Source organism: Fibrobacter sp. (assembly GCF_045112255.1).
In the GTDB taxonomy this organism is placed as follows: Bacteria; Fibrobacterota; Fibrobacteria; order Fibrobacterales; family Fibrobacteraceae; genus Fibrobacter.
Genome location: NZ_JBGUHR010000039.1, coordinates 1 through 25517 on the forward strand (window position 1 = coordinate 1; position 25517 = coordinate 25517).

A 25517-nucleotide genomic window follows, 5' to 3' on the forward strand; every position below is an offset into this window, starting at 1 on the left:
AGCGAAGACGCCATGAGCGCCCAGATGGAACGCATGATGAAGGCCATGGGCCAGAAGAACTTGCCGAAGTCCAAGCGCATCTTGGAAATCAACCCGAATCACCCGATTTGCGAAATGCTCAAGAAGAAGGCCGAAGCGAAGGAAGATCTCGGCGATTGGCCGAAGGCACTCTATGGTCAGGCTTTGCTTGCCGAAGGCTCTCCGCTCCCGAACCCCGCTGAGTATGTTAGTGCGATTACAAAGTTGCTGACGGCTAGCGTGAAGTGACGCCTTCGGCGTCATCCTGAGCGAAGGCGAAGGATCCAGTAACATCTTTCATACAAAAAGACCGCGATTCACTCGCGGCCTTTTTTTATCGTACTCCGTTTACACGGAATATTTCGCCATTCTTGAGAATCAGAACTTCATGGTTACGGATAAACACTTTCACAGGAGTCTCCCCCGCGTTTTGTTTACGGCGTTTATCCCCAAAATTTGCGAAGCCGATTCCCACACCTGTCGAATCGCGGCTGTCGCTTTCAAAAGGCAAGAGCGGATAATCCGCATCCGGGAGGCCACCTGCGACAAGCCCATCTATGGCAATGGTCTTAAATGGCGCTGAATCCGGCGGTACGATTAACATCAGTTCTGCAATATGCATGGAATTATCCGATGATGGCCACAAGTCATCGACCTCAATCTTGAGCTGGGTATATTTTCCCTGCTTCCAGAATACATACTGCGATGATTCATCTTCCTTGAACGCTCCTGTAGCAAGCTCCTGAAATTCCTCGCCGTCGATCGTTCCCGAAACAGTGAAGTTGCGCAAGAGACCTTCCGACATTTCATCACCTTGGTACATGAGTCCCAAAGTTTCATTTTCGGTCGATATTAAAAATTCAACCGGAAATGTATTTACATTTGCAGAAATCCAAACCGTAGAAGGGTTCCAGTCTCGAAGATTTTGCACAGAACTCTTGGAATCTGTTGAGGGAAGATTTGCAAAAGCGTAGTCACCGCTCAGAACATAATCCACAGCAGCAGATGGATTCCCCGGCATGACAAACGCCCATTCATAACGTCCCTGGTCCGAAAGTTCCACGGTATCATCGGCAACGACAAGTTCTTGCACAACGCTGTCGCCGGCGTAATCCTTGACGCTCAAGAATGAAAGCGATCCTTCGTCCTCGTAATCTTCCCTCTGAATGGTAAAGAAATACTTCAGCGGTTTTCGCAAATCAAATCCCGATGAGATGTCCGTAAGGTCGTAACCGAATTCCATTTCTTCCTTATGCACACCATCTTTCCATGTGCCAAGCATCGGCCCTTTGAAGCCGTCATTTTTGAAATGGTACAGATATTCCGTTTTCGAAGGAGACTTTGCAGAAGTATCCTGCGAAATGCCTACAGAAAGCCGAATCTTTGAGCGATTCCCGTATGACATGCGAACTTTCACGGTGCGTTTCGGGGCATAATCCTTGCGCAAATGAAAAACTTCGACGACAGGAGAACGGCTCTCCGCATAGACGCTGTACGGCACGAGGAACCGCCCTTCATTCCCGAAGGAAAGCCCCCAGCTGTTCTGCACAATCCATACACCGCAATTTTCACCGATGCAAATATTGTCGTCATAACCCGCAATCGTCACCGAATGGTTGGTCGCCCCCGGGAGCGATGTCGCGACAATCCAGGATTCATTCTTGATTTTCACGGTATCCAGCGTCCAGGAATCGATATCGAAACTTGCGGCGGCGACGCCACCTGCGGCAAAAGTCGTATCGCCCCAGTGGTTGTAGAGCCAGCCCTTGAGCGAATCGCGACCTTCGGGTGTTGCAAGCGAAATAAAGGTCACGCTGTCGATTCTATTGTGCATGGCAGCATGCCAACGCGAGTAACCCTGCATCCAGCCGTAATCTTCGGCGACATTGCTTGAAGATTTTCCGTAGGTATTAGAATAAAGGATTCCGCCATAAGTAGCGGCATCGGGAATACCCACCTTTTGCGCAAGCAGAGCTTCGGACGCATGCCCGGATGCTACAACCTGCCATGTGAAATACGCCGGCAAAAGATTCGAGGAGTCCGCAGGAACTTTGTAATAGGCATTGCGTTCGTAACCGAGCGACATGGTGATGCGAGAAACGGAAGCGCACGCGCCCGATTCCCCTTGATCGTAACCCCTAAAAAAATACGGCGTTGCGGAATTGTCTACCGCCGAAGGCAAATCCATTGCAAAGGCGGAACAGCAAAGCAGTTCCAAAGACAGCTTTAGAACAACATTCTTATGATTCATTGTAGTCTCAAAAAGCCCCCTGCGAAGAGGGGGCTTAGCAAATTTGTTAGAACTGATTAATAGAGATCGTCGTCGTCAACAAAATCGTAGTGAATATTAAACTTGTAACCCGAATGGGGTTCGGGACCGCAGGATCCATCGCAAATGCCGTCAGTGTCGTTGTATTTGATTCCACTCTGACCAATAAGGAACCTATTCTCGCCCTGTTTTGGAGCGTTGCCGCTCTCACCATTTCCTTTCAGGTCATCTGCCATTTGTGCATACGGCCAACTGATTCCTTGTTGAGCGAAATCACGTTCTGGCATTTTACTGCAATACATGAAAGAGTTGATGTCCAAATACAGCCCTTCACTGCCAATATTAAAGGTGTATGGACCTCCTTTGGGAATTTGATCTTCTCCGTTCGTTAGTCCATCTGCTATTGCTTGAGAATACCATATCACTGTTTCCTTGAAACTATTATATCCTGCATCGTAATCAAAAACAAACCAAGAAACTAGTGCGCGCTCTCCAGTAAGGAGAGTAACAGTCGTAGTCAAGTCTGTTCGACATTCATCCTTATATTTCCAGTACTCAGAACCAACATCAGTAAATGTAATGTCCACCTTCAATCGGCCTACACTACGCACATGCTGGTCCGTACCCGTAGAGAACACCATGTCATCGCCTTCCCTTCCAAAAGCATATACGCGATAGGCATAATAAGGAGATCCAGCGCCAACGGTATCGGCATAGCTGTTTTCTTCGGCATTTCTCATTGTGGGCACAAAGCCGTTGTAAGCAACGCTGTCTGCCATTTTAACCTTGTTTTCAATTCTATTCGGCAAAGTAGCAGCACTGTCGCCACGCAAAATGACATACCCTTTCACGCGGCTGTCCTTTGAACGGTCGAAGTTCACGATAATTTGTGAACGGCCTACATTTTTTCCAAGCGTCAAGTTCGTCGGAGGCATCAGCGCCGAAGCAATCGACAAAGTGTAGGTCTTGACAGTAACCTCATCTTCAGATTTCACTTCAATTTTAACTCTCGTGGTGTCCAGAATCAAGAGCTGTCCCGGAGTCTGGAAGTTGTAAACGTTCTTGCCGTTTTCTACAGTCGGTGGCACGTACTGCATTATTTTATCCGTCGTAAACTTCACCCATGCCACCCTTTTCGCATTGGGTACGACTTTAATAAAGGCGGACGGAGCTTCAACTAAGACATCAAAACTATCTTTTTTCGAAAGAGCCGCGAAGTCCTTGTTCAGCAATGCCTTTACTCCAGCCTCCGATGGATCCGAGGCAAACACCTGGAGCATGGAGAGAGTAGCATCCTCAAACATCGCGCGCTTGGTCGGTTCCGGATCTTCCAAGTCGTTCAATCCATCGCCATCCGTATCTGCGTTCGCCGGATTTGTATAAATCTTGACTGTAGATTCACCCTTAGTCCAACCATTGATTTCATCGTAGTCCGGCAAGCCGTCGCCATCAGAATCCACCTTCTTGTCATCCGTTCCGAACAAGTGTTCTTTCGGAAGTGGGACCCCGTCGTGATCCTGGTCCTTGCTGTAGAAGATATGCACAGCATCTCCTGCACCTACGAAAACCTTTTCCAGGTCATAGGAGCCATGGACAAATGCATACGATTCCATGGTGTTGAGTCCCTTTTTGATGTCCGCAGCACGCTGGACAGTAACATACCACATGGCACTATCAGCCAGGTTGAACTTATATCCATCAATAGAGGCCAAGCCATAAAATTTCTTCTTTGAAGGGCCTTCAACTGAATCTTGCTTGAAATCTACATGGGCATTGCGCAGTAAATCCGCAAGGGATGTCTGTGCATACATGTCATCGGATCCCTTGTGGTCAATATTGTAGCGGTAATTTACAGCAACCTGATACCTTGCCGTCGTGTTACCAGTACTCCCAGGACCATAATCGATGGTGATATCCGTAGTCTTGGCAGCCACCTTCGTGTATGCGGTCGTGAAATCGTTAGAGCCACCATCCATGGTTATTTTCGGCGACGATGCTCCTAGCACGATGGAGTTTGTATTATAAATAAAGTCCTCAATTTGTTCGACCTTCATTTCTTTATTGCAGAAATTCGCCTCAACTGATGCACCCGGCTTGAGCGTGACATCGCTCCAGCCACCTTCGCGTTCCAAGTCAGCAAGGATTTTCAACGTAGCAGTATCTTTAATGTCAAAAGTAGAAGCGGACAGTTTTAACGCTTCGATGGTAAACGCAATGTCCGACGTGTTCTTGAGTTCCACCTGCATGCAGAGAGAGGCTCCGCTCACCTCGCTACCTTCGGACTTTTCCTTAGCAATGGCCTTTTCGTAGCTTTGGGTAACACTTTTTTCTTCGGAAGAACCCCAGGTCATACCCGTAGAACTAGTATAGCTGCCGTTGTAACCAACAGTAACACTCCCAGCCCATTTAGCAAGCAAAGCCCCAGATTCTGTGCCTAATTCCCAGCCATAAGTCGTTGAAATGTCCCAAGCATGCATAATATCTGCGCTGCGTGTTTGCTCATAACTCGTTGAATTCGACGTGGAAACTTCCGAACCGTTCGTTATAGTTTCGCTCTCCGTTTTCCCGGTCGAAGTCGTGACATTGAGGCTTATGCTAGGCGACTTTTTCAATGTCACCCTAAGCCCCGGCACATCGGCAATACGCGGGTTGAACTTGGTCGGGTTCGTGGGCGAATACATGCCATCGGCAAGTTCTTCGCCATCGCTCCAGCCATCGCCATCCGTATCGGCAGAATTCGGGTTCGTATCGTACTTGTAGATTTCCTCAATGTCGGTAAGGCCATCGCCATCCGTATCCTTTTCGGAATCCGTTTCGACAATCTCAATGTTCTTGATTTCGGAAAGCTTGAACGTATGGCTACCCGCCGCGACGCCCTCGCCGACCGTCACGGTCATCGTTTCCTTGCTCTTGTCCTTGAGCGTAAACTCCATGCGATCAATATCCGAAAGTTTAATAGCCTGTTTGGCCTTCCCCGAAATGTTCATCTCTTTCTTTTCAGCTTTTCCGGAGAAAGTCAGGCTGTCAATAGTCGTTAAGTTCTGGCTTACCGCTGCATTTTTTTCGCCATCTTTATACACATTGATGACGCCAGCCATGCTGAACGGAGCCAAAGTCACAAGAAGGGTGGAAATTTTTTGAATCGTCTTCATACTCTCCCCCTTACTGCTTCACGTTGATGTTAAGAGTTGTAAGGTGAGCGCCTGTTCGGACCTGCACCACATAGAACCCAGAACGAAGACCAGGCTGAACCACATTCATGCCCTTCACGAGAGTTGCGTTACGGTAAACGCTGTTGCCCAAGGCATCAAAAATACGGACTGCCGAACGACCTTCAGGAACGAACACAGACAAACTTGATGTCTGACGATTCCAAGTCGCCGACGCGCCTAGCGTTTTCATCGACACTGGAATCGACACTATTTTGGATGAATCGTTTTTATCAGCGACAAATGTTATTTTCGACAGGGTTTCTACCCAAAAGCGCTCGGTGGTACCGTCCACTTTGGTGATTTTGATAAGATGTGTTTTTCCAGCCAAGGCAAAGACTGTTAAAACAAGCATGAATAATACAAGCTTCTTCATTTTTTCTCCTTTAAAAAAAGATTAGCTTCTAGCATTTTTGAAAATTCTGCTTGCACAGTTTTCCAATCATGTCGTTCATTAATAGCATGACTTGTATTTTTTACTCACCATTTCACGTAAAAAGACGTTTACACAAAGAAAATCAATTTCTTCACGCACATCAGAAAACTCGCCATACTCGAAGTTGGCTACGTTTTAATCCGAATAGATTTTTTTCATTCCACAATTTTTTCGAGCTGCAAAATAGCCTTTTTCATCTGTGTTTCGGGCACGGAGGAATAATTGATGACAAATTCGTGTTGCGAAGGAGCCGCCATCGTGTAATAATCCGAAAGCGCTCCAATGCGTACGCCTTTTTCAAGCGCCTGTTTGCAGAATTCTTCGTCAGAAAGCGCCGTGTTTATTTTCAGAATGAAATGGAGACCAGCGTCTTGTTCGGCGATTTCGACGCGGTCACGAAGTTTGCTATGACGAATCGTTTCAAGCAGCGCATCACGGCGATGGCGGTAGAAATTGCGCATGCGGTTGATGTGTTTTTCATAATGTCCACCGCTGATGAACTTTACAAGCACATACTGCACGAGATTCGAAATCGTACAAGTGTAAAACGAGAACTCTTCACGGAACTTTTTCGCAAGCGGTTTTGGGAGAACCATATAGCCTACGCGCACTGTTGATGCAAGCGTTTTCGAGAATGAGTTTATATAAATCGTCTTGTCTTGCACATCGATATTTTGGAGTGCCGGAATTGGGCGCCCCACCATGCGGAACTCGCTATCGTATTCATCTTCGACGATGTAGCGGTTGCTTGATTTTGCGGCCCAGCTTAAAAGTTCGTAACGGCGGCTCACGGGCATCACCTTGCCCGTCGGGAAGTGGTGCGATGGAGAAAGATGAACAACGTCCGTGCAAGTTTCTTCGAGTTGGTCAATGCGAATGCCATTTTCATCTAGCGGAATAAAATTGCAAACGACATTTAGCTTTTGATAGATTTTTGAAATTTTACTGTAGCCGGGGTCTTCAACGCCGTACTTTTTGTCAAAGCCTAGTAATTGCACAAGCCAAGTGTAAAGGCAATCCGTTCCTGCACCAACGACAATCTGCTCCGGATCCACGCGCATTCCGCGAAATTCCAGAAGCATCTTGGCAATCGCTTTCCGGAGCGCGATGACACCAGAATTTGGCGAACGTGTCAGCAGTTCATTTTGCTGTTCGCAAAGGACTTTTCGCGTAATTTTTGCCCATGTCGAAAACGGGAACGTCGAAACATCCACTTGATTATTGACAAAGTCAGCAATGTAATGCGGAGCCTTAGGCGGTTCAGTGCGTTGTGATTCGCGAGATTGCTTGGCGGGTATTGACTTCGGGAGAATTTGCGGATTTTTCGATTGAATCGCCGCCACAAAAAAGCCCTTGCGCGGGAGCGAGTAAATAAAGCCTTCGGCTAAAAGCTGCTCGTACGCATTTTCAACAGTCACGACGCTCACGCCCAGCGAATTTGCAAACGGACGCTTCGACGGAAGCTTCGCATCCGCCTCAAGACGCCCCGCCAGAATATCATCCTTAATAGAACGATACAAGAAATGATAAAGAGTATCATCCCCCGCTTTTGTGATATCATATGAAAGCATCTAGGAAACCTCCTTTTTGCAACATGCCCAACTGTCATCCCGGACTCGTTCCGGGACGGGCATGACATCGTTATTATAAAATCCACAGTAAACAAGACGAACGGAAATTACCACACGTTTTTTCATTAAGGAATACTGAAATTCTTGTAAACGAGCATCGTAAAAACGTGCGAGAAACAATTCGCAGCGAGTGAAACGAGCGAGGACCGTTTCGAGTGTTTTTATGATGCGAAGCCCATGCATTGTCAAGCATTCCCTGCAAACGGAAAACGCATCCCAGTTTTTCATAATAAAAGACTGAAATTCTCGTGAACGAGCATCGTAAAAACGTGCGAGAAACATTTCGCAGCGAGTGTAACGAGCGAGGACCGTTTCGAGTGTTTTTATGATGCGACGTTCTAGCATTATCAAGTACATTTTTGAAAAAACTGACCACAAACTGACATTAAACTGAACCTATTAAAATAATAGAAATTTGAACATTTGATAAAGTCAATAAAAAGTCTAATTTATGCTCCGAAAAGAAAAAAAAATCACTAGATCCATCGACTTCGAGGCTACGCCTCTTCGCTCAGGATGACACGCAACAACAAGGAGAACCCCAATGCCTACAGAAAACCGCTACGAACTTAATAAGAATCTCGCCCAAATGCTTAAAGGTGGAGTCATCATGGATGTGACCACCCCAGAACAAGCAAAAATTGCAGAAGCAGCCGGTGCCGCAGCAGTCATGGCACTTGAGCGCATTCCCGCCGACATCCGAGCCGCAGGCGGAGTCTCGCGTATGAGCGACCCCAAGATGATCAAGGGCATCCAAGACGCCGTTTCCATCCCCGTGATGGCCAAGTGCCGCATCGGCCACTTTGTCGAAGCTCAACTTTTGGAAGCCATCGAAATTGACTATATCGACGAAAGCGAAGTGCTCTCCCCCGCAGACGACGTTTTCCACATCAACAAACACGAATTCAAAGTGCCGTTTGTCTGCGGAGCCCGCGATCTCGGAGAAGCACTCCGCCGCATCGAAGAAGGTGCTTCGATGATCCGCACCAAGGGCGAACCGGGAACCGGTGACATCGTACAAGCTGTCCGCCACATCCGCCTCATGAATCAAGAAATTTCGCGCATCACCTCCATGCGCGAAGACGAGCTTTTCAACCGCGCCAAGGAATTGCAAGTTTCGTGCGAACTCGTGAAATACGTCCACGACCACAGGCGACTTCCCGTCGTGAACTTTGCCGCAGGCGGCGTGGCCACCCCCGCCGATGCAGCCCTCATGATGCAGCTCGGCGCCGAAGGCGTGTTCGTCGGTTCGGGCATTTTCAAGTCCGGCAATCCAGCCAAGCGCGCCGCCGCGATTGTACAAGCAGTCACGAACTACAAAGACGCCAAGCTCATCGCCAAACTTTCCGAAGATTTGGGCGAAGCCATGGTCGGCATCAACGAAAACGAAATTACACTTTTAATGGCAGAACGAGGAAAGTAAATGAGTGAAATTAAAACAAACAACCGCATCAAAATTGGCGTTCTCGCCGTACAAGGCGCATTTGCAGAACACCGCCAGATTCTCCAAAAGCTCGGAGTCGAGACGTTTGAAATTCGTCAGTTGCGAGACCTCGATCAAGATTTCGACGGACTCATTCTCCCTGGAGGCGAAAGCACCGTACAAGGAAAACTTTTGCAAGACCTCGGACTTTTTGAGCCGTTACGAGAGCGCATCAAAAACGGACTCCCAACTTTTGGAACTTGTGCAGGTCTTATATTGCTTGCCGAGAAATTGAGCAACGACGGTCACACGTATTTTGCGACAACGCCCGTTACCGTAGAACGCAACGCCTACGGTCGACAGCTCGGGAGTTTCTATACCGAAAAACATTTCGAGGGAATTGGAAAAATTCCGATGACATTCATCCGCGCTCCGCTCATCCAGCACGCAAGCCAAGATGTGCAAATTCTTGCGACCGTCAAAAAACAAATTGTCGCCGTGCGATACAAGAACCAGCTCGCTATTTCATTCCATCCCGAACTCAATAGCGATTTAAGAGTGCATCAATATTTCGTGGAGGAAATCGTGAAAGCGAATCAAATCCGTGTGAAAAAAGCTGCTTGAAAAGAAAGATTCCACCCCGGAACAAAAGTAAGTTCAAGAAATAATGGATCCCCTCCCTGACGGTCGAGGATGACAAATTCGGGATGACAAGAAGGCCGGGATGACAATGCAATAATTAGTGCGTAATAAGCGCAATTATCGCCGTGATCAGCCCGCCAACGGCAACACCCGCAAGCACAATAAAAGCCACCATCATCCACTTGACGTACTTCGCCAGGCGAACAACCATGGAATTCTGATCTTTGGCAAATTGCTGATAAGCGTTGAGTGCAGCCATCACCGTAAAGCCAACATCATCAAGCCAGCCAAACAGCGGAATCGTATCAGGAACAGCATCAATCGGAGACAAATCGTAAACCACAGCAAGCATAGCGATAATTACAGAAAGCGCTTTCCAGACAACGGGAGCGCCATTCTGTTCATCCCCCGTCTTCACACTCCGCCTTTCACGATGCATATCGTTCATATCGTGAACTTCAACATCATCGTAAACTTTACCATTAGCCATTCAAACCCATCCTTCTAATCAAATTACTTTTTAAATATACAAACAAAAAGAAAAAGACTACCGATTTCTCGATAATCTTTTCTAAAAGTATATGCTATTTGAACCGTGTATGCCGATCCCGGAATAAATCCGGGATGACTGCAAAAAAATCGGATAAGCGAGCAGAGCCAGGCCGCAGCCCCCGAAGCCGTACAAATAGTACGGCGAGTGGGTTGAGAACGCCGCTATGCGAAGCTTAGACGATTTTTTACCCGTGGTAGAGTTTGCTCGTCTGGTAATTCGGTTCCGAAGTCAGATTCACACCGAGGCGGCGGAACACACCAACGTCAACCTGCGAAAGAATCACACTGGAGTGGACTTCGCAATGGCGGAGTTCCGGGAGTTTTTCGAGCGCAATCTTTGCATTGTAATCGGTCAGAGCGCAAACGGAGAGAGCCACGAGGACTTCATCCATGTGGAGGCGCGGGTTGTTATGGCCGAGCTGCTTGGTCTTGAGGTTCTGAATCGGTTCAATCACCATCGGAGAAAGCAGGCGGACTTCGTCCGGGATGCCAGCCAAGTGCTTGAGAGAATCAAGCAACATAGCAGAGGATGCTCCGAGGAGCGAAGATGTCTTGCCCGTAATGATCGTACCGTCGTTCAATTCGATAGCGACAGCTGGACCGTTCGTTTCTTCAGCCTTAGCCACAGCGGCGACAGCAACCTTGCGGTCCTTAGCGCTGATGTGAGCCTGTTCCATCACAAGTTCGAGCTTGTAAATCTGATCCTTTTCGGCATTGCCCTTGCGGACTTGGCACAAAGTATTGTAGTAACGGCGGATGATTTCTGCATTCGCAGCTTCGCAAACAGCGGCATCATCAACGATGCAGTTACCAGCCATGTTTACGCCCATGTCCGTCGGACTCTTGTACGGAGATTCACCGAGGATGCGGGTGAAGAGAGCGTTCAAAACCGGGAAGATTTCGACATCACGGTTGTAGTTGATCGTCGTCTTGCCATAAGCTTCCAAGTGGAACGGGTCGATCATATTCACGTCGTTCAAGTCTGCCGTAGCAGCTTCGTACGCGAGGTTGACCGGGTGTTTGAGCGGGATGTTCCAAATCGGGAACGTTTCAAACTTGGCATAGCCAGCCTTGACTCCGCGCTTGTTTTCATGATAAATCTGAGAAAGGCAGACAGCCATCTTTCCACTACCCGGACCCGGAGCGGTCACCACCACGAGTTCGCGAGAAGTTTCAACAAATTCATTCTTGCCATAACCGTCATCGCTCACCACAAGCGGGATGTTGCTCGGATAACCGGCAATCGGGTAATGGCGATAGACCTTGAGTCCGAGACCTTCGAGCTTTTTCTGGTAAGCAACGGCACTCGGCTGTTCTTGCCAGCGGGTCAGCACCACGCTACTCACGTAAAGGCCATAACCACGGAAAGCATCAATCAGGCGCAAAACATCCTGATCGTAAGTAATGCCGAGGTCGCCACGAACCTTGTTCTTTTCGATATCGCCAGCGTTAATAGCGATGATGACTTCGGCCTTATCCTTGAGCTTTTCGAGCATGCGGATTTTGGAATCGGGAGCAAAGCCAGGCAAAACGCGGCTTGCATGATGGTCATCAAAAAGCTTTCCACCAAATTCAAGATAAAGTTTACCGCCAAATTTAGAGATACGTTCTTGAATTTTTTCAGATTGAGTTTTTAGATAAGCATTGTTATCAAAACCAACTTTAAACATATATCACTACCATTTTTAGGGTTTTCACAATTATAAAAAAATGTAAACCACTATCTCAAGTCCAAAAAACTATTTTTTTGCCATATTTCTAAATTTGTGGTATACATGTTTACATATCGCTACAGAGAACTCGCTGTCGCCCTTGAAAAAAAAGGCGAAGTCCGTCTTGCGCTCGCCAAGACGCTCCGAGTGAACCCCGAAGAAATCTTCAATCTCGAAGTCGAACGCTTTTCGCTGGACTCCAGACGCAAAGGCGACTTGCATTGGTCCTACAATGTCGTTTTCGACCTGAAGCGCAAAGTCCGAGCTTCGGGGAACAACGCCCGCGGGCTGATCGAATCCAAACGCGAGATCCGCACACTCGATGCAGAGCCGTTAAAAGACACTGTAGCGATGGCAAGCCACGTAGACGTGATTGGAGCTGGACCTAGCGGACTCTGGGCAGCACTACACCTTTTGCGCAAAGGGTTCTCCGTCGATATCTACGAACAAGGTAAGCAAGTCGAAGAGCGTTTTCGCGACATCCGCAGATTCTTTGTAGACCGCAAGTTCAACGCCTACAGCAACGTGCTATTTGGCGAAGGCGGAGCAGGCGCATTCAGCGATGGCAAGCTCAACACACGCAGTCGCAACCTATTCAGCGAAACCGTGCTCAAGGACATGGTGGACTTTGGCGTTGACGAAAGCGTTGTCACGTTTGCAAAGCCACACATCGGTACAGACAAACTTGTACTCATGTTGCGTCAAGTCCGCGCCGAGATTGTCCGCCTTGGCGGGCATATCCATTTCAACACAAGCCTTGAAGATATTGAAATTAAGCAAGGAAGAATTTGCGCGATCAAGCTGAAAAACGTTGAACAGACGAGAGACGAAAGACGAGAGACGAGAGACGACGCAATAACAAACGTGTTCTTAAATTCCTCAACCTCGTTCTGGAAACCGTGCGAAGCATTGGTCCTTGCTGTCGGGCATTCCGCACGTAGCGTTTACGAGCTGCTCCACGCTCGCGGCGTGACTCTCGAAAGCAAGGCATTCGCCATGGGCATCCGCGTTGAACATCCGCAATCGCTCATCAACATGCGACAGCTCGGGCTTAACGTCGATACAAAACTCACCGGAGCCGCAGAATATTTCCTCGCCACACCGACGATTAACAAGACCTCGAGTGCCTACAGCTTTTGCATGTGCCCCGGCGGAGTCCTTGTGCCATGCGCCTCGGAACCGGGAACGCTTGCGACAAACGGCATGAGCTACAGCCGCCGTAATGGAGCTTTTGCTAACGGAGCCATCGCCGTCCCGATTACAGCAGGCGCCGAAGGCTTCGACATTCCTTCAAGCGGTTCGCTTTTTGGCGGTCTCGACTTGCAACGAAAAATCGAAACCGATGCCTACAACGTCGGCGGAAAAAATTACGCCGCCCCTGCGCAAACCATCAAGAACTTCCTCGCCCACCGCGAAGACAAATCGCTCCCCAAAACCACTTACCCTTGCGGGCTTGCACCAAGCAATCTGTGGGATTGGATGGACAAGACGATTTGCCAAAGTCTCGCCGAAGGCTTCCAGAATTTTGACCGCAAAATTCCAGGATTCATCAACGAAGGCCTGATTGTCGCCCCCGAAACGCGTACCAGTTCACCGCTCCGCATCACACGAAACAACGAAACTCTCGAAAGCGTAAACACCCAAGGACTCTTCGTCCTTGGCGAAGGAGCCGGCTACGCAGGCGGAATCGTCACCAGTGCCGCGGACGGCGTACGACTTGCACACTATGCGAAAAAATGCAAATAACAATAAATTGAGTTAATAGTTCCAAGTTACTAGTTACTGAGATTAAGTTCTGTTTCGCTCTGTAAGTTTTTTTAATTTCTATATTACCCTAGAAAACGAAGTCAATATTGAACTAGTAACAAAGTTCTAGTAACAACACCTCTCTAGTAACTACTAACTATAAACTAGTAACTAAAAATGATTACACGTACTATCGATCGCAATTTTGCTAACATGCGCCTTGACCGTTTCCTCCGCAAGGCATTCCCCGAAGAATCGCTCTCGGTGTTCTTCGCAGTCATCCGCAAAAAGAAAGTCCGTGTAAACGGCGTTGTCGGCAAAGCTAACCAGATGCTCGTCGAAGGCGACGTGGTCAACATTTACGAGAATTTCAAATCCGTAAGTGAAGACGACAAAAAGGGGGAAAGCCTTCCCCTCGCTTCCGCCGCCGAAGCGGCTCCCGCTACCCCTTCGAGCGGGGCCACCCCGCAACGCCCCGATGCTAAAAATGCAACCGGTTTTGCAAAGAACAAGTCCACTTGGGGCCGCCACCTCACAGGTGCCGAGAAACAGGCTCACTGGGGCGCTCATGAACTCGACCTCATCGTGCAAACCGAAGATTACGTGATTGTAAACAAACCCTCGGGACTCGCCAGCCAGCCGGGCAGCGGCACGCGCCCAGGCGATAGTCTCGTGGAATACCTCTGGGAATGGGGACGTAACGAAGGTCTCGATTTCAAGCCGACCATCGCCCACCGCCTCGACCAAGAAACTTCAGGCCTCATCATTGCAGCCCTCCACGGCGACACGCTCCGCGACTTTACCCGCATGATTCGAGAACATGTTGTAGACAAGTTCTACTTTGCACTCGTCAAGGGCAACCTCAAAAAAGACCGCGGCACCATCAACGAATCGCTCCTGCGCACCGACAGCGCCAAGGGCAGCAAGATGCTCGTCGGTCAAGATGACGAAAACGCACAGAAGGCCATCACGCATTACCGCGTCAAGCAGCATTACGAAGGCTACGATCTCGTGAAAATCAAACTTGAAACGGGTCGTATGCACCAGATCCGTGCACACTTCGCAAGCATCGGGCACCCGCTTCTCGGCGATACGCGCTACGGCGATTTCGCGCTCAACCGCGAAGTCAAAAAGCTGTTCGGACTGAACCGCTTATTCTTGCACAGCTGCCGCCTAGAATTCGATTGGCAAGGCGAACACAAAGTTTTCGATTGCCCGCTCCCCAAAGAACTCCGCGACGTCATCAAGCAGCTCAAGCCAATGCGCTTTGAACGCCCGGAAAACAACTTCCAAAGAAGCAGACGATAAAATGGCGATGCCGCAACAGAGTGCGGCATGACATAAGCAGGCGAAGCCTGTCACCCCGTGCTTGTTACGGGGCCGACATTTATCCTCTACACTTTCGATAACGGGAAATCAAACTGTATCGAGCGCGGGGTCGCAAACTTGTCAAAAGTAATCTCGTAGCAGAAGTTCTTTTTGTCAACAGCGCTAACCGTCCCGATTCCAAAAATCTTGTGCACCACACGATCGCCTACCGCAAATTCTGCCGTAGGCGCTTTCTTTACCGCACCAAGACTCTCGTCCTCATCAAAATCGTTCATCAAATCGCGATTGCGGTCCGCTTCCGCAATAAAATCTCGCGCCGCCAAAAGCAAATCATCCGAGAATCCGCGCGCTACATCAAGTTCGCCCATGTCCATCTCGAGCAAGAATCTCGACGGATAGCGTGACCCGCTCTCGCCCGCCACGCCATCTTCGGCATCGCTCAGGCAAAGCACATTTTCGGCGCGCGTGAATGCCACATACGCAAGCCTGCGTTCTTCTTCGAGTTGAATCTTGTTCTGCACGCGCTTCACCGGGAAAAAGCCCTCGTTCAAACCGCACACAAAAACGTATGGGAATTCCAGCCCCTTCGCATTGTGAATCGTCATGAGCTGTACACGGTCCTTTTCCTGCGTATCTTCGTCGGCATTCGTGAACAGTACAATGTTCTGCAAATACTCATCGAGCGAAGCGTCTTCTTCATAGTAATTCTCGAATTCAAGAATTCCCTGCTTGAGTTCTGCAAGATTGTCCAGGCGGTCTTCATCGCCATCCAGGCGAAGCATTTCCTCGTACTTCGTCTCGCGAAGCATCTTCGAAAGCAATTCCGAGACGCGCATATCCTTATAACGCGAACGGTACTTTTCTATCAGCTTCACATATTCAACGACGTTACTTCTCGACAAGAATTCCTTGCAGTCAAAATCGATTTTCCGATGGTCATTGCCGACCGACGAAAGTTCCGCCTGCGTCGTAACATCAGGCGCCACATCGTTCAAGCGCCCCGCCTCGTACACAATTTCAAGCAGAGCCTCGTAAAGTCCGACCTTGCGCGTATCCGCAAACGCCTGCAAAATCGCCATTTTCTTCGGCCCGAACTGACGCTTTGGCGTATTCACCGTCCGGATAAACGACAAGTCATCGGCATACACGAGCATCCGCAAATAGCAAATGATATCCTTGATTTCCTTGCGCTGGTAAAAGCCAACACCGCTATAGACCTTGTAAGGGATAGACTCCGACATCAGCGCCTCTTCGACAGAGCGCGACTGCGAATGCATACGGTACAAGACCGCAATATCCTTATAATGCACACCACCCGCGCCATTTTTCACAGAGCTCTGCACCGCATTCTGTATGCGTTCCACAATCCATTTAGCCTCTTCACGCGTATTCTTTGCATGGTAAAAAACAGGCGTCTTGCCACCCGCACGGACTGGTCTCAAGACCTTCTCGATTCGGTACTTGTTATTCTTGATGACCGCATCCGGGACCTTCAAAATGCTTGGCGTTGAGCGGTAATTGTTCTGCAACAGAATCGTCTTTGCGCCCTTATGGAACTGGTCAAATTCCAGAATGCGATTGATATCGGCACCGCGCCAACCATAAATCGTCTGGTCCGGATCTCCCACCACAAACAGGTTCTTGTGGTAACTCGAAAGCAAATCCGCCAAGCGGTACTGCTGACCGTCAATATCCTGGTATTCATCAACCATCACGTACATCATGCGCTTACGCCACTTGTCGAGCTTTTCCGGGAAATTCTCTAAAATATATAGCGTCACCAGAATCAAGTCGTCAAAATCGAGCGCATAATTTTTCTTCTGCTCATACAGATAGCGGTAATAAACCGCCATCCACTTGTCCGGCGCATCATCCGCAAGTTCTACCAGGTGCTCGCGCATTTCAACCGCCAGCGCATTTCCGGCCGCCGATACATTCCCCTCGTCTGCCAAGTGTTCCGCAAACAGCGACACATAATTAATATCATTCGCCTTGCGGCCACCAACAAAATCAAGGACACTGCTAATTTTCAAGTCCTTGAGCGAGAACCCCAAATCCGCATACGCCTTGCGCAAAAGCGACTTCTGGTCATCCTCGTCCAGAATCATGAATTCCTTCGGGTAGTTCAGCACATGGATTTCTTCACGCAAGAACTGCACGCAAAAGCCGTGGAACGTCGAAATGTAGCCGCTGTCGTCGCCGCCCAGAATCGAGCGGATGCGCTTTTTCATTTCGGCAGCCGCCTTGTTCGTGAACGTCACGCAGAGAATGTTCGCAGGCGAAATGCCCATTTCCTTCACGAGATACAGATATCGGTGCGTCAGCGTCCGAGTCTTGCCCGACCCAGCACCCGCCACCACGCGCACGTAACCCTCGGTCGTCTCGACCGCCTCAAGCTGCTCCTTGTCCAGGCGGGAACGCTCCCATTCGAGGGAGTTTTCAACATTTTCGCTTTTTTGAGGGCATTTTTCCATACGCGATTCGCCTTGTAGTGAACATCTGTTTTACTGCACAAAAAGTAATCTATTTATAAAAATTCGTCAACTTTACACACCCGGATTCCATCTTGGAATATAATCGTAATAAAATTTTAAGTTTTCATGTATCATTTGAATATATTTAGAATCGGAGCAATGATAAAACCACATTTTCGGAAAAGGAGTTTCATATGCTTCTAAAACTTTTCAAAACTGTGGCTATCGTAATGATCTTTTCAGTATCAACCTTATTGGCTCAAGACAACAGCCCCCTCCAACCCCAAAAATGGAGAAACAACAAGAGTATCCAAAGCTTGAACTTCTATCTCCCTATAGAGTCTGAAACCTGGGAAGTGGGATCGCAAAAATATGAATGGAGTTCATTAAGCTTCCAATTCCGCTGGATCCGATACAAAGTAGATGAAAGCATGATATCTACGGTATTCGGGCTAGGTGCAGGCTACTTAACTGGAGAACTGAAAGAAAAATTTCTGAAGACCAACGTCGATATGGGCGGTCTCGATTTTAACATCAAGTTTGGTTTGGGCGCAGCGCCAATATCAAACAAACTAATTATTGCATTGCATGCGATACTCGTTGCCGATCTAAAACTTGTCGAAGGAGAAACAACTAACGAGAACAGGACAATTAATAAAAAGGGCAAATACCACCCTAGCGCCATTTACGTCAATACCATGATCGGCGGCGATTTCATTGTCGGCTATCAGTTTTTCGAGACCATAGGCGTAATTGCAGGAGTCGATATCACCACTAATGCATTTGGGATAGGAGCCTATTCCAGAGAACCAAAGAAAGCCTCCAAGGCTACACAACTGCATTACGTATTTTCAGGACTTAATATAATCCCCCATCTCGGAGTGTTCTTCGCCTTCTAGTTTTTATACGATTCTCTATTCATACTATTCTCTCAAAAACCCGCCCCTGCACCAAAAGTGCAGGGGTTTTGCGATTTACCATTTGCTTATTCGAGAGTTATTGAGCGTTTCTAAAAATAGAGACTAAGCGCCACGAGTTAAATAGAATATGGCAAGCACAGTCGCCAAAGCCATGTAAGTAAGCACAAAAAGTACCGCCTTTTTACGACTGCCTTCCAAACGAATCTCAGGCAATGTCTGCACAAAACAAATCTGCCACAAGTCAAACAGGACCCATGCAAGATTAACCACAGCCAGGCTTAAACCGACATGGTGCGGCGCAATAATAGCGACCAGAGTCAAGTATATTTTAATGCTTCCAGAAACGCTGTTCGCAAGCAAAAAATTATGAACCCCAAAAAATCCCCCCAGACAGGCAACCACAGCCATCCGGGTTCGATTTCTCGGTTTCAATTCACAAAAGTCCATTTGTTTCTCCCATTAACACCGAACCAAAAGTAAAAACATTCTCTGCATTCTAAAAACTTTTTACTTCTTACTTTTTAAACACGGTGACTAGCATCACAAATCTTTCTATTTTTCAGTCATGCCCAATACACTACTTTTCGGAAAATTTGCAGCAGTTCTCCCCGCTGGCGGTCTCGGCAAGCGCATGGGCGGAACGATCCCCAAGCAATTGATGCTTCTCGGCAACAAGCCTGTTTACCAATATTGCCTGGAGACATTTCTCAAGATGGACGAAATCGCCGAAGTCGTCATCGCAGTTCCTGCCGACTGGAAGGACTATTTCGAGAAAGACATTTTTGACCGAATTAGCCCCACATTTGGTTCCGGGTATTCCAACGGCTTAAACAAACTAAAGATCATCGTTGGCGGGAAAGAGCGCTGGCAGTCCGTAGAAAACGGCGTGAACGCGCTCACTAGCGATGCGGAATACGTACTGGTCCACGATGTCGCACGCCCGTTCATCAGCGAAAAGATCATTCGCGATGTCTGCGAAACGCTTATCAACCAAGGAAGCTGCCTCGTTGCAAAGCCTGCCATCGACACCATTAAAATTGCAAAAGAAGGCCGCGTCGAAAGCACAATTGACCGCAACAAGGTCTGGCTTGCACAAACGCCGCAAGCGGCCCGCATCGACCTCATCAAGAGCCTGTACGCCCGCATCGCAAAAGAACCGCTAGACTTTACACCGACCGACGAAGCCAGCATCCTCGAATTCTTTGGCGAACCCGTCTATATCGTGAAAGGCGAATCCGCAAACGACAAGCTCACGACGCCCGAAGACTTCGAAATCTTCGTGAACCGAGCAAGCAAATAGAGTGCTTTTTTCTATATTTTCCGCCGGAAAAATTTAAAGGGTATTAAAATGAAAGTTTCTTTGAATTGGCTTAGACGTCACGTTGACCTTCCAGAATCTGCGGAAGATGTCGCAAAGGCGCTCACCTCCATCGGTCTCGAAGTTGAAGGCATGGAAGAACCGGGCAAAGTCTATGACAAGTTGCTCGTTGCAAAGGTTCTCACTTGCGATCCGCACCCGGATAGCGACCACTTGCACATCACTACCGTGAACGACGGCACGAACACCATCCAGGTTGTTTGCGGAGCCCCGAACGTCGCTGCAGGCCAGACGGTTGTGCTCGCCCCGATTGGCGCAGAACTCCCGCTCCCCGATGGCACCAAGCTCAAGATGAAGAAATCCAAGATTCGCGGTGTCGAAAGCTTCGGCATGATTTGCGCCGAAGACGAAATCGGCCTCTCTGACGACCACGGTGGAATCATGGTTCTCGACGATTCCATCCCGGCAGGTACGCCGTTCGTGAACCTCGGCATGTACGATGTTTGCTTCGAACTGAACGTCACGCCGAACCGCCCGGATGCTCTTAGCCACCGCGGTGTCGCACGCGAACTCGCTGCCAAGTTTAACCGCCCGCTCAAGCCGCTCGCTTACAACTTCAAGGAAGATTCCGAAGACGCAAGCGCCGCCATCAGCCTCGAAGTCGTTCCGGGTTGCGGTTGCTCCCGCTACGTGGGCCGCGTCATCAAGGACGTGAAGGTTGAAAAGTCTCCGGCATGGCTCGCAAAGCTCTTGCACGCTGTCGGCATGAACAGCATCAACAATGTCGTCGACATCACGAACTTCATCCTGATGGACGTCGGTCAGCCGCTCCACAGCTTTGCCATGGACCAGCTCCACGGCAACAAGATCAAGGTCCGCCGCGCAGTGAAGGGCGAAAAGATTGAAACGATCGACCACACCGCACACGAACTCATCGAAAATGACCTCGTGATTTGCGACGGTGACCGTCCGGCTTGCGTCGCTGGCGTTATGGGCGGTGTCGAATCTGAAATCGTCGATGCCACGAAGAACGTGTTCCTCGAAAGCGCATGGTTCAACCCGACCGTTATCCGCAAGCAGGCCAAGCGCCTCTGCATCTCTACGGACTCCAGCTACCGCTTCGAACGCGAAATTGACTTTGCAACGCAAGACGAATACAGCAAGTACGCTTGCGCCATGATTCAGGAAGTCGCAGGTGGCCGCATCCTCAAGGGCTCCGTCGAATACACCGGCGAAGACCACAAGAAGGAAAACAACCAGGTCACGCTCCGCGTCGCTCGCGCCGCTAAGGTCATCGGCATGGAAGTTTCCGCCGAACAGATTGAAAAGTTCCTCACAGGCATCGCTCTCGAAGTCGTGAAGAAGGACGCCGAATCTCTCACGTTCAAGATTCCGAGCTTCCGCCCGGACCTCGAACGCGAAGTCGACCTCATCGAAGAAATTGCTCGCCTCATCGGCTTTGACAACATTCCGTACAGCTTGCCGAAATTCACGATGCAGCCGAACGAACTCCCGCCGATTGAAGTCTTGAACCGCAAGATCCGCAAGACGCTTTCTGCCATGGGCCTCCACGAATGCTTGAGCCTCCGCTTCACGAGCAAGGCCCGCACCGAAGCCCTCTTTGGCCCCGAAAGTGACGACCGTCGCAGCAAGCCGGCTCTCCTCTTGAACCCGCTTTCCGAAGAACTCGGTGCTGTGCCGACGAGCCTCCTCCCGAACTTGCTCAAGGCTGTTGCCGAAAACGAAAAGAACCGTCCGGGTTCTGTTCGTCTGTTCGAAGTGGCCAAGGGCCAGTTCAAGCGCACCCGCAAGGACGAACGCGATCCAGGCTTTGACGAATCCAATCTCGTTGCCCTCACCATTGCCGGTAACTTTGACGTTGACCCGCTGAACGACAAGCCGAAGCAGATCGACTTTGCCGCCTTCAAGGGCTTTGTCCAGAGTTTCTTCAAGCGCCTCGGCCTCGTCGTGGAATTCCGCGCCGCCAAGAAGCCGGAACTCTTCCTCCACCCGGGCAAGCAGGCCGAAATCGTCTGCAACGGCACGGTTCTTGGAACGATGGGCGAACTCCACCCGAACTGCCTCAAGGCTAACGAAATCAGCTACGAGACTTACGTGATGGAAGCCGACATGGACAAGATGGAACACGAAAGCCACAAGAAGATTGTGTTCCAGGCATTCAGCCGCCAGGTGCCTTCGACCCGCGACATCTCTATCGAAGTTGCAAAGTCGATGACTCACGAAGACGTACTCGCCCGCATCAAGGCTCTCAATCCGAAGAACCTCGCCAAGATTACTCTCAAGAGCATCTACGAAGGCGAAAAGATTGAAGCAGGCAAGAAGAACATGGTTTACAGCCTCACCTACCAGGCTATGGACCGCACGCTCACGGACGACGAAGTCAACAAGGCTCACAACAAGCTCCGCGACAAGCTCGTTGCCAACGGCGACATTGTGCTTCGCTAATAGCGACTGCGCCGCAGTTAGTAATTACAAAAAACGCTCCCGATGGGAGCGTTTTTTATTAGTCATCCTCGACCCTGAAGTGCGTAATTACAAGAAGCGCTGGTCAATATTGACCAGCGCTTCTTCAAAAATCATCCTAAAGGCAAATGCCTACAGGAAATCGAATTACTGTTTAATCGGAGTGTTATCCAACATAGAAGAAACAGATTCTTCGACAACATTCAGCCAGTCGCTCTGAGAAACGGCGAATGTATAGCTGGACTGAGCTTCGAAATCGCCGTAGCCAAGGCGCTTTCCAGTCTTAGGATCAAAGTATGCGTAGTTGCCCTTGCCGGTAAAATAGTTCTGGCTGGAGCAAGTTGTAGACATACCGATGCCGCCAAAGCCTGCACCTGTCGAGCAAGTGGTTTCAGACTGAGTTCTACCGATCCAGATATCATTGATGACAAGGTAAACATCGGCTTCTTTTTCCATTTCAGTGATTCTGGGAACCTTGATGTTCACGCCACGCACAGCAGCAGCTTCGAACTTAATCTGGTCCTGAGAAATCTTTTGAACAGAGTAAAGAACGCCATTCGTCTGAGAACCAAGATTTGCTTCAAGCTGGGTCTTATACCAATCAGAGAAGTTGTTCACATATTCCGGAAGGTCGTCCATCAAATCATCCGGATTTGCAATAAACGGTTCCGTAAACACGACTTTCACCTTAGCCGGCTTCTGAGTCCAACCCTGATCCATCACAGAACGCGGGGCAGCGCAGCCAACCAAAAGTGCACAAGCAGAAGCAAATGCTAAAGCAAGTTTCAATTTTCTCATACAAACTCCTTTTGTTTTATGTAATATTGTTTGAGATATTGTAAATCTAGTAAAATAATTTAACATTATCCTAACCCCGAGGTCCAGTCAAACCATATTACAAATAAGTAAAAAAAAACTTATTTCACACAAAAAACAAAACTTTCGCCTTTTTCCCCTCATCGAAAGAAATTAAAGTCGCAATTAATTCATCCCCAGCTGCGCACGGACATTTTTAATAAATTCATATTCTTCAGGCGACATGTTGCTCTTGTTTTCGTCCTCGCGAGAGGCATTGGCAATGCGCATCATGCTGTTCGTCACCTGAATTTTGAAATCCGTTGTCGCCGACTGGAGCGCCTTGACGCAAGCCTTCGTACGTTCTCCTGCCGACTTGTAACTTGCATAAAGGTTGTTGAATTCATCCCAGCTAACGTTCGGGGTCACTTCATCATGAATCTTGTCGAGTTCAGCACTTTCCGCTTTCGTCGCCGAAGTTGCCCCCGGCAAAAGCTGTTCATTTTCGTGGTTATGCGAAAGGCAGGCCGTCTGCCAGCACAAAATCAAAAGCGCCATATCAAAATTCATAAGTACCTCTGTTTGCAATTTTTCTATAAAGATACGAAAAATAAACGCCGATGGCGTAGTTATTAAACACTAGATCCTTCGACTTCACTACGTTCCGCTCAGGATGACACATCAGTAACTAGTAACTAGAAACTCTTAACTAAAAAATCCTGATTACTTTACTATATTAAACAGCATGGCATACATCGCAATGGCGCGTAAGTGGCGCCCGCAATCATTCAGCGATATGGTCGGTCAGGAACATATCGCAAAGACTCTCGAGAACGCCATTCAGGGCGGTCGTCTCCATCATGCATTCCTTTTTACCGGCACCCGTGGTGTGGGCAAGACTACTAGCGCCCGCATCCTCGCCCGCACACTCAACTGCAAGGGTTCTGACCCGCTGCATCCGTGCGGCGAGTGCGACAGCTGCAAGGATATCGCCGGCGGAAACCCGATGGACGTCTATGAAATAGATGCGGCCTCCAACACCAGTGTCGATAACATCCGCGATGTGATTGAACGAGTGCAGTACCCGCCCGTCATCGGCAAGTACAAGATCTTCATCATTGACGAAGTCCACATGCTCTCGACTGGCGCCTTCAACGCTCTCCTCAAGACGCTCGAAGAACCGCCATCCCACGTGATTTTCATCTTTGCAACGACCGAAGTCAACAAGGTCCCGCAGACGATTTTGAGCCGCGTGCAGCGCTTTGACTTCAAGCGCCTGACCGTAGACCAGATCCGCAGCCGCCTCCGCTACATTTGCGAACAGGAAGGCATCAAGGCCACCGACGAAGCCCTCGACATCTTTGCCGAAAAGGCCGACGGTTCCATGCGTGACGGTCTCACCTACTTTGACCAGGCCTACGCCTTTACCGGGAACGAGATGACCGCGGAATCCGTCCGCTCCGTCCTCGGCATCCCGCCTGTAGAACTGTTCTTCTCGCTCATCCAGTCCATCGAGAACCACGATATCAAGGGCTGTTTCCGCATGGTGGATGACGCCGTGAAAATCGGTATCGAGTTCATCCCGCTGCTCGACGGCTTTGGCAAGTTCCTCCGCAACTTGCTCTACGCCCGCCTCGACGCCTTCACGCCGGATGCGCTCAACATCACCGAAGAACTTTACACCAAGTACAAGAGCTGCGCACAAAGTCTTACGAACGGCGACATCCTCCGCATAAGCAAGATGCTTATCGACTTGCAGGGTACGCTCCGCTACAGCACGAACCCGCGCCTCCTCGTCGAGACGACGTTCGCCCGAATGGCCTGGCTCGACCGACTGGTCGATCTGCGAAAAGCTCTTGCAGCGATTAACGATCCTAAAAGCGCCGAAAACGACGCGGTAAAAAAAAAAGTAACTGAAGTCAGCGCCATGATAGACGCCCAGGAAGAAGTCCAGGCGTCTTACGATGACCCGTTTGCAGGCTACGATCAAGGTGGTGTGCAGGGATTTTCACGTTACGAGATTGCCGCCGCATGGCCGTCCATTCTCTCCAACATCGCTAACGACGGTGACTACGTGTTCTCCGCCGCCATTGCAGGTACAACGCTCGAAACCGGTGACCCAGAACAAACCCCGTTCCCGATTGCGCTCACCTACGCGGGCACGACCGAGAATGCCGAAAACTGGGGCTACCGCCAGATGACGGAGCATCCCGAATACGTCGAACGCGTGACTCGCATTTTGGAAGACCGCCTACAGACAAAGATTGCGCTTTCCATCCGCACACGCGCCTTCACCGAGAGCGAACTAGCCGAGCAGCGTGCCGCCAAGATGAGTCCGTACGAACTAGACCTGGAAAAGGAACCGGGACTAGCAAAGCTCCAGCAGATGTTTGCGACGGAACTCGTCTTCACCAAGAAGCTCAAGAAAGCGGCCATCGTTTCACAATGCGACGACGAGGATTGCGATACGTAATTTTTCGAAAAAATTCTATAATTACGAACGAAAAACGACGCTCCGTCATCCTGACACACAAGTGGAAGGATCCAGTTACATTGAAC

18 protein-coding genes and 1 pseudogene are annotated in these 25517 nt (G+C 49.3%); 9 read left to right on the plus strand and 10 right to left on the minus strand.

Going from position 1 to position 25517, the window contains the following annotated elements; all coding sequences use genetic code 11:
* Positions 1–267: pseudogene (locus ACJMM9_RS04445) on the plus strand (molecular chaperone HtpG); the annotation flags it as partial.
* A gap of 85 nt (positions 268–352) precedes the next feature.
* On the opposite strand, the gene ACJMM9_RS04450 reads toward ACJMM9_RS04445, so the two are convergent.
* The 4 genes from ACJMM9_RS04450 to ACJMM9_RS04465 all read right to left on the minus strand — a co-directional run bounded on the left by ACJMM9_RS04450 (position 353) and on the right by ACJMM9_RS04465 (position 7503).
* A complete protein-coding gene (locus ACJMM9_RS04450; protein WP_405324210.1) occupies positions 353–2269 on the minus strand; it encodes a C1 family peptidase in 1917 nt (638 codons plus the stop codon).
* Positions 2270–2325: 56 nt separating this feature from the next.
* Positions 2326–5439 (minus strand): hypothetical protein, encoded by a 3114-nt coding sequence (locus ACJMM9_RS04455; RefSeq protein WP_405324212.1) that lies wholly within the window; start codon positions 5437–5439, stop codon positions 2326–2328.
* A 10-nt stretch (positions 5440–5449) separates the two neighbouring features.
* Positions 5450–5872, minus strand: coding sequence for a T9SS type A sorting domain-containing protein (locus ACJMM9_RS04460; RefSeq protein WP_405324214.1), 423 nt, complete (start codon positions 5870–5872; stop codon positions 5450–5452).
* A gap of 215 nt (positions 5873–6087) precedes the next feature.
* The gene (locus ACJMM9_RS04465; RefSeq protein WP_405324216.1) at positions 6088–7503 is read right to left on the minus strand and encodes a PLP-dependent aminotransferase family protein; all 1416 of its coding nucleotides are present in this window, start codon (positions 7501–7503) and stop codon (positions 6088–6090) included.
* A gap of 604 nt (positions 7504–8107) precedes the next feature.
* Here ACJMM9_RS04465 and pdxS point away from each other — a divergent pair.
* Together pdxS and pdxT are read left to right on the plus strand one after the other, a co-directional pair.
* Entirely contained in the window at positions 8108–8986 is an 879-nt protein-coding gene (gene pdxS, locus ACJMM9_RS04470; protein ID WP_405324218.1) for a pyridoxal 5'-phosphate synthase lyase subunit PdxS, read from the plus strand.
* Positions 8987–9610 (plus strand): pyridoxal 5'-phosphate synthase glutaminase subunit PdxT, encoded by a 624-nt coding sequence (gene pdxT, locus ACJMM9_RS04475; RefSeq protein WP_405324220.1) that lies wholly within the window; start codon positions 8987–8989, stop codon positions 9608–9610.
* 115 nt (positions 9611–9725) lie between these two features.
* Here pdxT and ACJMM9_RS04480 read toward each other — a convergent pair whose 3' ends face one another.
* Together ACJMM9_RS04480 and ACJMM9_RS04485 are read right to left on the minus strand one after the other, a co-directional pair.
* Entirely contained in the window at positions 9726–10118 is a 393-nt protein-coding gene (locus tag ACJMM9_RS04480; protein WP_405324222.1) for a YkvA family protein, read from the minus strand.
* A 247-nt stretch (positions 10119–10365) separates the two neighbouring features.
* Entirely contained in the window at positions 10366–11850 is a 1485-nt protein-coding gene (locus ACJMM9_RS04485) for a DUF1846 domain-containing protein (RefSeq protein ID WP_405324224.1), read from the minus strand.
* A gap of 105 nt (positions 11851–11955) precedes the next feature.
* On the opposite strand from ACJMM9_RS04485, the gene ACJMM9_RS04490 reads away from it, so the two are divergent.
* Together ACJMM9_RS04490 and ACJMM9_RS04495 are read left to right on the plus strand one after the other, a co-directional pair.
* On the plus strand, positions 11956–13638 hold the full coding sequence (locus ACJMM9_RS04490; RefSeq protein WP_405324226.1) for an NAD(P)/FAD-dependent oxidoreductase: 1683 nt from the start codon (positions 11956–11958) through the stop codon (positions 13636–13638).
* Positions 13639–13815: 177 nt separating this feature from the next.
* Positions 13816–14946: a pseudouridine synthase gene (locus ACJMM9_RS04495; protein ID WP_405324228.1), complete on the plus strand. Its 1131-nt coding sequence runs from the start codon at positions 13816–13818 to the stop codon at positions 14944–14946.
* A gap of 86 nt (positions 14947–15032) precedes the next feature.
* On the opposite strand, the gene ACJMM9_RS04500 is transcribed toward ACJMM9_RS04495, so the two are convergent.
* Positions 15033–17441 (minus strand): ATP-dependent helicase, encoded by a 2409-nt coding sequence (locus ACJMM9_RS04500; RefSeq protein WP_405324230.1) that lies wholly within the window; start codon positions 17439–17441, stop codon positions 15033–15035.
* 194 nt (positions 17442–17635) lie between these two features.
* Between ACJMM9_RS04500 and ACJMM9_RS04505 the strand changes: the two genes are divergently transcribed.
* A complete protein-coding gene (locus ACJMM9_RS04505) occupies positions 17636–18340 on the plus strand; it encodes a hypothetical protein (protein WP_405324232.1) in 705 nt (234 codons plus the stop codon).
* A gap of 123 nt (positions 18341–18463) precedes the next feature.
* Here ACJMM9_RS04505 and ACJMM9_RS04510 read toward each other — a convergent pair whose 3' ends face one another.
* The gene (locus ACJMM9_RS04510; protein WP_173467647.1) at positions 18464–18808 is read right to left on the minus strand and encodes a hypothetical protein; all 345 of its coding nucleotides are present in this window, start codon (positions 18806–18808) and stop codon (positions 18464–18466) included.
* Positions 18809–18926: 118 nt separating this feature from the next.
* Here ACJMM9_RS04510 and ispD point away from each other — a divergent pair, with 118 nt between their 5' ends.
* Positions 18927–19661, plus strand: a complete 735-nt coding sequence (gene ispD / locus ACJMM9_RS04515) for a 2-C-methyl-D-erythritol 4-phosphate cytidylyltransferase (RefSeq protein ID WP_405324234.1) — start codon at positions 18927–18929, stop codon at positions 19659–19661.
* Between the two features lie 60 nt (positions 19662–19721).
* A complete protein-coding gene (gene pheT, locus ACJMM9_RS04520) occupies positions 19722–22145 on the plus strand; it encodes a phenylalanine--tRNA ligase subunit beta (protein ID WP_405324236.1) in 2424 nt (807 codons plus the stop codon).
* A gap of 165 nt (positions 22146–22310) precedes the next feature.
* Here the strand turns inward: pheT and ACJMM9_RS04525 are convergent, their stop codons facing one another.
* Complete coding sequence (locus tag ACJMM9_RS04525) at positions 22311–22961, minus strand: hypothetical protein (RefSeq protein WP_088639393.1); 651 nt, start codon at positions 22959–22961, stop codon at positions 22311–22313.
* 183 nt (positions 22962–23144) lie between these two features.
* Complete coding sequence (locus ACJMM9_RS04530; protein WP_405324238.1) at positions 23145–23528, minus strand: hypothetical protein; 384 nt, start codon at positions 23526–23528, stop codon at positions 23145–23147.
* Between the two features lie 175 nt (positions 23529–23703).
* Between ACJMM9_RS04530 and dnaX the strand changes: the two genes are divergently transcribed.
* Complete coding sequence (gene dnaX, locus ACJMM9_RS04535) at positions 23704–25431, plus strand: DNA polymerase III subunit gamma/tau (RefSeq protein ID WP_405324240.1); 1728 nt, start codon at positions 23704–23706, stop codon at positions 25429–25431.
* Positions 25432–25517: the final 86 nt, after the last annotated feature.

Coding starts and splice junctions, on each gene's coding strand:
- ACJMM9_RS04530 (WP_405324238.1), bottom strand. CDS start 23,528: ATGAATTTTGATATGGCGCTTTTGATTTTGTGCTGGCAGACGGCCTGC.
- ACJMM9_RS04525 (WP_088639393.1), bottom strand. CDS start 22,961: ATGAGAAAATTGAAACTTGCTTTAGCATTTGCTTCTGCTTGTGCACTT.
- ACJMM9_RS04495 (WP_405324228.1), top strand. CDS start 13,816: ATGATTACACGTACTATCGATCGCAATTTTGCTAACATGCGCCTTGAC.
- pdxS (WP_405324218.1), top strand. CDS start 8,108: ATGCCTACAGAAAACCGCTACGAACTTAATAAGAATCTCGCCCAAATG.
- ACJMM9_RS04455 (WP_405324212.1), bottom strand. CDS start 5,439: ATGAAGACGATTCAAAAAATTTCCACCCTTCTTGTGACTTTGGCTCCG.
- ACJMM9_RS04460 (WP_405324214.1), bottom strand. CDS start 5,872: ATGAAGAAGCTTGTATTATTCATGCTTGTTTTAACAGTCTTTGCCTTG.
- pdxT (WP_405324220.1), top strand. CDS start 8,987: ATGAGTGAAATTAAAACAAACAACCGCATCAAAATTGGCGTTCTCGCC.
- ACJMM9_RS04490 (WP_405324226.1), top strand. CDS start 11,956: ATGTTTACATATCGCTACAGAGAACTCGCTGTCGCCCTTGAAAAAAAA.
- ACJMM9_RS04510 (WP_173467647.1), bottom strand. CDS start 18,808: ATGGACTTTTGTGAATTGAAACCGAGAAATCGAACCCGGATGGCTGTG.
- ACJMM9_RS04505 (WP_405324232.1), top strand. CDS start 17,636: ATGCTTCTAAAACTTTTCAAAACTGTGGCTATCGTAATGATCTTTTCA.
- ACJMM9_RS04480 (WP_405324222.1), bottom strand. CDS start 10,118: ATGGCTAATGGTAAAGTTTACGATGATGTTGAAGTTCACGATATGAAC.
- dnaX (WP_405324240.1), top strand. CDS start 23,704: ATGGCATACATCGCAATGGCGCGTAAGTGGCGCCCGCAATCATTCAGC.
- ACJMM9_RS04500 (WP_405324230.1), bottom strand. CDS start 17,441: ATGGAAAAATGCCCTCAAAAAAGCGAAAATGTTGAAAACTCCCTCGAA.
- ACJMM9_RS04465 (WP_405324216.1), bottom strand. CDS start 7,503: ATGCTTTCATATGATATCACAAAAGCGGGGGATGATACTCTTTATCAT.
- ACJMM9_RS04485 (WP_405324224.1), bottom strand. CDS start 11,850: ATGTTTAAAGTTGGTTTTGATAACAATGCTTATCTAAAAACTCAATCT.
- ispD (WP_405324234.1), top strand. CDS start 18,927: ATGCCCAATACACTACTTTTCGGAAAATTTGCAGCAGTTCTCCCCGCT.
- ACJMM9_RS04450 (WP_405324210.1), bottom strand. CDS start 2,269: ATGAATCATAAGAATGTTGTTCTAAAGCTGTCTTTGGAACTGCTTTGC.